Here is a 6,000-nt window from a genome sequence, read left to right on the forward strand (position 1 = left end):
ACAAAAGCTCTGCAAGTCCGCTGAAGCGCCCGATCTCTCGTAATCCTGCCGCGGATGCTCAGGTCTTGGCCAGAGAGATCCGGACGTTCAGGGAAGGCCGGTGCGGCTAGAGCAACGCCATTGAGTGCAGCGAGTTTCGATGAAAGCCGAAGGCAACCAAGCCGGACAGAAGCAGCACAGTCCCAGTCACGATCAGGCAAAACGCAAACACTATCGGAGCCTCTGGTTCGTTATGAATGAGAAGACGATAATAGATAAAATTTTACCGACAATCGAAAGGAAGAATTAACCTTACTTGCGCGGCTGAGCAGGCAGGAACCTCGGCATCAGGTCTTTGGGATGTGCCGTCGGGCTTGTGTTCTCCATGCACGCCAATCTGACCCGTCGGGCAAAACACCCCCTTCGCGCCAAACCCCCGTCAATCCCCTCCCGCAAAAATATTCTACTTTACCGAAATTCGGAATTACGGCAGTATCCCGCCATCCCGGTCCCCGGAGAGGGGCGATCGTACGTCGTAACGAACGTGGATCGGGGTGCGGTGGACGCGGCTGCGTCGGGCACGGGAAGGCGGGACCAGGGCGAGATGAACCTCGTGAGGTCTTGGCTAGCGTGCGGACGGACGGCGCAGCTGCGTACGGCAAAACCGTGTGGTCCTGACCGTCGTTGCTACGGTCAAGCCTTGCGGAGATGGTTCTAGGCTCAACCGGGCCTGGAGACATCGCCAATTCGCGAGGTGACGGAGGCCAGAAGGAACTCGGCTCCGGGGAGAGCAGGCATAAGCCGTCAATCCATCGCGCAGGGAAGGCCGGGTGTTTTCCGGCCCACCTGTTGTCCCGCCTGCGCATTTGCGTGTGCAAATCTTCGCGCAGCGGATCATGGGTGCCAGCCGGCACCCGGCCTTCCCTGCGCCCTCTTCACAGAGGAGGGCGAAAGAGAAGAGCAAAACTCGGGCGTCAGATGCCGCGAGAACGCTGATTCATGTCGGATTGAACGAAGAGAATGGTGCTGCCAGACAGGATTGAACTGTCGACCTCTCCATTACCAATGGAGTGCTCTACCACTGAGCTACGGCAGCATGTGCTGGGATCAGAATCGGCCGCCACAGGGGCCTACCAAGCGGGCCGATATCTGCCACAAGCCCCCCTCCTGTGCAAGCTTGCAAGCTCCGTCAAAACGAGAAAATCGGGTCGATATCGGGGCCAAAATGCCCGTTTTCGCTTGAAACGACCGACTTTCGGGCGATTCGGCGTCCGATATCCCCGCCCAACTGGCCAGTTGGCCCAGGGCCCGGATTCGATCCATTTCGAGTTTCGCACGATCGGGTCGCGCTCGCCTCTTGAGCTGCCATGTTCGTTGGGCATGTTATGGCCGATCGCTGCGGTGGACCTTTGATGATTGACCCAAACGACAAGAGCGCGAGCCAGAATTCGAAACAGGGCCGGGCGTCCCGGGATGACCGGCTGAAATCGGCGCTGCGCGAAAACCTGAAGCGGCGGAAGCTGCAGGCGCGCGAGCGCGCCGCAATCACCGAGCCCTCGCAGAACGACGATGGCACCCTAGATGAGGGGACCGCCGGCAAGGCGGACGATTGAAGGCCGTAGATTTTGGAATGAGCGGGAATGACGATGGCGCAGGACGAGGTGCAACGAACCGACAGGGAGGCGCAGATGGCGCAGTTCACGCGTCCCGAGCAGACCTTTCCGACGCTGACACAAGTCGAGATCGAGCGCCTGCGCCATTTCGGCGAGCTCAGGCACTATAAGGACGGCGAACTCCTGTTCGAGACCGGCAAGCCCGGGCCGGGCATGTTCGTGGTGCTGGCGGGCCACGTCGCCATCACCCAGCGCGACGGTCTCGGTCACGTCACCCCGGTGATCGATCAGGGGCCGGGGCAATTTCTGGCCGAGCTCGGCCAGCTCTCGGGCAGGCCGGCGCTGGTCGACGGCCGCGCCGAGGGCGATGTCGAGGTGCTGCTGGTCCGGCCGGACCGGCTGCGCGCGCTGCTGGTGGCCGAAGCCGAGCTCGGCGAGCGCATCATGCGCGCGCTGATCCTGCGCCGGGTCAATCTGATCCAGGGCGGCATCGGTGGTCCCGTGCTGATCGGGCCGTCGAACTCCGCCGGCGTGGTGCGCCTGCAGGGCTTTCTCACCCGCAACGGCCAGCCGCATCATCTGCTCGATCCCGACAGCGAGCATGACGCCGCCGAGCTGATCGCGCGCTATTCGCCGAAGCCGGAGGATTGGCCGCTCGTCGTCACGGCGGGCGGCACGGTGCTGCGCAATCCCAGCGAGACCGAGCTCGGCCGCGCCATCGGCATGATCGGCGGGGCCAAGGACAACCGCATCTACGACGTCGCCATCGTCGGCTGCGGACCGGCAGGGCTTGCGACCGCGGTCTACGCGGCCTCCGAAGGTCTCTCGGTCGCGGTCGTCGATACCCGCGCCTTTGGCGGCCAGGCCGGCGCCAGCGCGCGCATCGAGAATTATCTGGGCTTCCCGACCGGCATCTCCGGCCAGGCGCTGGCGGGACGCGCCTTCACCCAGGCGCAGAAGTTCGGCGCCGACATCATGATTCCGATGTCGGTGAGCTCGCTGGATTGCTCGCGCGCCAACGGCACTTTTGCGCTGGCGCTGGATTGCGGCGACACCTTGCGCTCGCGCGCGGTGGTGGTCGCGAGCGGCGCGCGCTATCGCCGGCCTGACATCGCCAATCTCGACAAGTTCGAGGGCCGCGGCGTCTGGTACTGGGCTTCGCCGGTGGAGGCACGGCTCTGCGCCGGCGAGGAGGTGGCGCTGGTCGGTGCAGGCAATTCGGCAGGTCAGGCCGCGGTGTTTCTGTCGGGCCATGCGAAGAAGGTGCTGATGATCATCCGCGGCGGCGGCCTGGGCGCCAGCATGTCGCGATATCTCATCGAGCGCATCGAAGCGACGCCGAACATCGAATTGATGTTCAACACCGAGATATCAGCGCTCGAAGGCGACGAGACCTCGCTGCTGAGGCGCATCCGCTGGAAGAGCCGGCTGTCCGATGACGAGGATTCCGCCGACATCCGCAATCTCTTTTTGTTCGTCGGCGCCGATCCCGCCACCTCCTGGCTCCACGGCTGCGGCGTGACGCTCGATCGCGGCGGCTTCGTCGTGACAGGCGCGCAGTCCGAGTTGAATCAGGGCAAGCTGGTGGCGCCGCTCGAAACCTCGGTGCCTGGCGTCTACGCCGTCGGCGACGTCCGCTCCGGCTCCGTCAAGCGCGTCGGCGGCGCCATCGGCGAAGGCGCACAGGTCGTGGCCTCCTTGCACGGCTATCTCGGCGACGCCGCAAAACCGGCGCTTTAAAGCACGATCCGGAAAAGTGTGGAGCGGTTTTCCGACGAGATCGTGCCCAAACTATAAGTCAAGGAGAAGGCAAGGGAATGGCAAGCCGAATCCCGCTTGCCATCTTGCTGCGTCCCACAGACTATCGCCTCGCCGCGAGACCAATCGCGCGTGGAAAAACAGGGATTCCCTAGGGAGGACTTAATGGCTGAAATCGTCGTGCTGTACAAAACGCCCAAGGACGCTGCTGCCTTCGACAAGTACTATGCCGAGACCCACATCCCGCTCGCGAAGAAACTTCCCGGCCTGAAGAAATACGCCGTCAGCAAGGGAGCGGTCGCATCTCCCGCAGGTCCTTCCGGAATCCATCTCGTCGCCATTCTCACCTTCGACAGCGTGGCCGACATTCAGGCGGCCTTCGCCAGTCCGGAAGGCAAGGCGACCGGCGCCGACGTGCCGAAATTCGCCAGCGGTGGCGCCGACCTCCTGATCTTCGACACCAAGGAAGTGTGAGGCATCGATTCAACTTTCGTCGAAAGCCTGCTGTCGTTTGTGACAGCGCTGCAAGAAATTCAGCCATGCGTTTGTCGATTCGCACGATGACGCATGGCTGTGCTCATGCATGTGACGACAACGCATGTGGCAATCCCATGAGGACCGTAATACTACTCTCGTTGTCTCAATGCAGAGAGTAGGAGAGATGTCATGGTTCTCGGGTTGAGCCTGTCTGCCATTACGCTGATCCATGTCATCATCAGCCTGATCGCCATTGCTGCCGGCTTCGTCGTGATGTTCGGGCTGCTCGGCTCGAAGTCGATGCCGGGACTCACCGCGATCTTCCTGCTGTTCACCATCCTCACCAGCGCCACCGGCTTCCTGTTCCCGTTCAAGGAGCTGCTGCCCTCGCACATCATTGGCATCATCTCGCTGGTGCTGCTCGCGATCGCCTGCTTCGCGCTCTACGGCATGAAGCTCTCTGGCGTCTGGCGTCCGGTCTACATCGTGACCGCGATGATCTCGCTCTATTTCAACGTGTTCGTGCTGGTGATCCAGTCGTTCCTGAAGGTGCCGGCGCTCGCCGCGCTCGCGCCCGCCGTGCCGCCGAATCCACCGGGAGGCCCCGTGTTCGCCGTGGTGCAGGGCATCGTGCTGGTGTTTTTCGTGGTGCTGACCATCGGCGCCTGGCGCCGCTACAAGCCGATGACGTTTGCCTGAACGTTACCCCCTCGTCATTCCGGGGCGATGCGAAGCATCGAACTCCGGTGCGCAATCGCGCACCTGAGAATCTCGTTCAAACAATCTCCAGATTCCGGGTTCGCGCTGACGCGCGCCCCGGGATGACTCAAGGCCATAAGGAGCCATTTATGCCCACCATCACCACCAAGGACGGTGTCGAAATCTTCTACAAGGACTGGGGCTCGGGCCAGCCCATCGTGTTCAGCCATGGCTGGCCGCTGTCGTCCGACGACTGGGACGCGCAGATGATGTACTTCGTCACGCGCGGCTATCGCGTCGTCGCCCATGATCGCCGCGGCCACGGCCGCTCGGCACAGGTCGCCGACGGTCACGACATGGATCATTATGCCGACGATCTCGCCGCGCTCACCACGCATCTCGACCTCAAGAACGCCATCCATGTCGGCCACTCCACCGGCGGCGGCGAGGTCGTGCACTACATCGCCCGTCACGGCGAGAGCCGCGTCGCAAAGGCTGCGATCCTCTCGGCGGTGCCGCCGCTGATGGTGCAGACCGCGGCCAATCCCGGCGGCCTGCCGAAGAGCGTGTTCGACGATTTCCAGGCCCAGCTCGCCGCCGGCCGCTCGGCGTTCTACCGCGACATCGCGGCGGGCCCGTTCTACGGCTACAACCGCCCCGGCGCAAAACCTCTGGAAGCGGTGATCGAGAACTGGTGGCGCCAGGGCATGATGGGCGGCGCAAAAGCGCATTACGACGGCATCGTCGCGTTCTCGCAAACCGACTTCACCGAGGATCTGAAGAAGATCAACGTGCCGGTTCTGGTGATGCACGGCGACGACGACCAGATCGTGCCCTATGCCGACTCCGCGCCGCTGTCGGCCAAGCTGCTCAAGAAGGGCATCCTGAAAACCTACAAGGGTTTTCCGCACGGCATGCCGACCACGCACGCCGAGACGATCAACGCCGACCTGCTGGCATTTTTCAGGGAGTGAGCAGGATTCTTACCCTCTCCCCTTGTGGGAGAGGGTGGCTCGCCGCGCAGCGGCGAGACGGGTGAGGGGTCTGTCTCCACGAGCGACCCTTCACATTTGTGTTCGCGGATAGAACCCCTCATCCGGCGCTTCGCGCCACCTTCTCCCACAAGGGGCCTGTTGCGTTATCGGCTTTTGAGGCTGAGGACGTTCGGAGAGAGGGGCGCGGTCACGGCCATTGCCGGCCAAGTGTGTAGTTGTCGCCCTCGGCGGGCGGCTCAGGCCGCGATCGTGGCCCACCGCCTCATGTTGAAGGCGATCGAGGCAAGCAGGACCTGGCCGCTTGCCTTCATCAGACCAACGTAGCGGATGCAGGTCAGTCGCATGCGGCGTTTGAGAGTGGCGAAGGTGGTCTCGACCTGGGCTCGTCGGCGCGCGATGAGGAGGTTGTAGCGTTTGAGCCGGGGTGGCAGCTTTGGATGATGCCTGTTGGGACGGAACGCGATGCGCGGCTTTTTGCC

6 protein-coding genes and 1 tRNA gene are annotated in these 6,000 nt (G+C 63.0%); 5 read left to right on the forward strand and 2 right to left on the reverse strand.

Annotation, left to right across the window (positions count from 1 at the left end; translation table 11 throughout):
• Window positions 1-1,000 precede the first annotated feature (1,000 nt).
• Window positions 1,001-1,075: transfer RNA gene (locus JQ635_RS28495), tRNA-Thr, on the reverse strand.
• A 316-nt stretch (window positions 1,076-1,391) separates the two neighbouring features.
• Here JQ635_RS28495 and JQ635_RS28500 point away from each other — a divergent pair.
• The 5 genes from JQ635_RS28500 to JQ635_RS28520 all read left to right on the forward strand — a co-directional run bounded on the left by JQ635_RS28500 (window position 1,392) and on the right by JQ635_RS28520 (window position 5,500).
• Window positions 1,392-1,592 carry a hypothetical protein gene (locus JQ635_RS28500; RefSeq protein WP_211413087.1) on the forward strand — a complete coding sequence of 67 codons (201 nt, stop codon included), beginning with the start codon at window positions 1,392-1,394 and terminating at the stop codon, window positions 1,590-1,592.
• 33 nt (window positions 1,593-1,625) lie between these two features.
• Window positions 1,626-3,332: an FAD-dependent oxidoreductase gene (locus JQ635_RS28505; protein WP_211413103.1), complete on the forward strand. Its 1,707-nt coding sequence runs from the start codon at window positions 1,626-1,628 to the stop codon at window positions 3,330-3,332.
• Window positions 3,333-3,515: 183 nt separating this feature from the next.
• The gene (locus JQ635_RS28510) at window positions 3,516-3,824 is read left to right on the forward strand and encodes an EthD family reductase (RefSeq protein ID WP_211413088.1); all 309 of its coding nucleotides are present in this window, start codon (window positions 3,516-3,518) and stop codon (window positions 3,822-3,824) included.
• 192 nt (window positions 3,825-4,016) lie between these two features.
• Window positions 4,017-4,526, forward strand: a complete 510-nt coding sequence (locus JQ635_RS28515; RefSeq protein WP_211413089.1) for a hypothetical protein — start codon at window positions 4,017-4,019, stop codon at window positions 4,524-4,526.
• Window positions 4,527-4,675: 149 nt separating this feature from the next.
• Window positions 4,676-5,500 carry an alpha/beta fold hydrolase gene (locus tag JQ635_RS28520; RefSeq protein WP_211413090.1) on the forward strand — a complete coding sequence of 275 codons (825 nt, stop codon included), beginning with the start codon at window positions 4,676-4,678 and terminating at the stop codon, window positions 5,498-5,500.
• Window positions 5,501-5,757: 257 nt separating this feature from the next.
• Here the strand turns inward: JQ635_RS28520 and JQ635_RS28525 are convergent.
• Window positions 5,758-6,000, reverse strand: a 243-nt coding sequence (locus JQ635_RS28525; protein WP_211413091.1) for a transposase, incomplete at its 5' end; no start/stop codon positions are given.

It is taken from the genome of Bradyrhizobium iriomotense (assembly GCF_018130765.1).
GTDB lineage: Bacteria > Pseudomonadota > Alphaproteobacteria > Rhizobiales > Xanthobacteraceae > Bradyrhizobium > Bradyrhizobium iriomotense_A.

Bases quoted from the DNA above. Each gene is read 5' to 3' on its own strand.
- JQ635_RS28500 (WP_211413087.1), top strand. From the start codon at position 1,392: ATGATTGACCCAAACGACAAGAGCGCGAGCCAGAATTCGAAACAGGGC.
- JQ635_RS28505 (WP_211413103.1), top strand. From the start codon at position 1,626: ATGGCGCAGGACGAGGTGCAACGAACCGACAGGGAGGCGCAGATGGCG.
- JQ635_RS28510 (WP_211413088.1), top strand. From the start codon at position 3,516: ATGGCTGAAATCGTCGTGCTGTACAAAACGCCCAAGGACGCTGCTGCC.
- JQ635_RS28515 (WP_211413089.1), top strand. From the start codon at position 4,017: ATGGTTCTCGGGTTGAGCCTGTCTGCCATTACGCTGATCCATGTCATC.
- JQ635_RS28520 (WP_211413090.1), top strand. From the start codon at position 4,676: ATGCCCACCATCACCACCAAGGACGGTGTCGAAATCTTCTACAAGGAC.